Here is a 230-nt window from a genome sequence, read left to right as displayed (position 1 = left end):
ATCTATTACTTCTCTTGATTTACCTTTTGTATAAGAATTTGCCTTATCTAACATATGGTAAGCAATAGCACTTTTAACTAATTGTCCTTCGGGTGAATCTATTGTTACACCTTTGCCATGTTGATTTAAAATTTCTTTTGTTTGTGCATCAATAGCACCCATCAATGGAGTACCATCTAATTTTGTCATTATATCTTGTGGAACTACTCTGCGCTGTTGTCCTGTTTCAT

1 protein-coding gene is annotated in these 230 nt (G+C 33.5%); it reads right to left on the bottom strand.

Annotated elements, in window-relative coordinates; genetic code table 11:
- Positions 1-230: hypothetical protein (locus H6A07_RS10110; RefSeq protein ID WP_204814780.1), on the bottom strand; the 230-nt coding region annotated here is incomplete at both ends.

Origin of the sequence: Olsenella uli (assembly GCF_016899935.1) — a bacterium.
Classification (GTDB): domain Bacteria; phylum Actinomycetota; class Coriobacteriia; order Coriobacteriales; family Atopobiaceae; genus Thermophilibacter; species Thermophilibacter uli_B.
The sequence above is the reverse complement of the archived record's forward strand: the minus strand, read 5'-3'. Positions and strand labels throughout refer to the sequence as shown.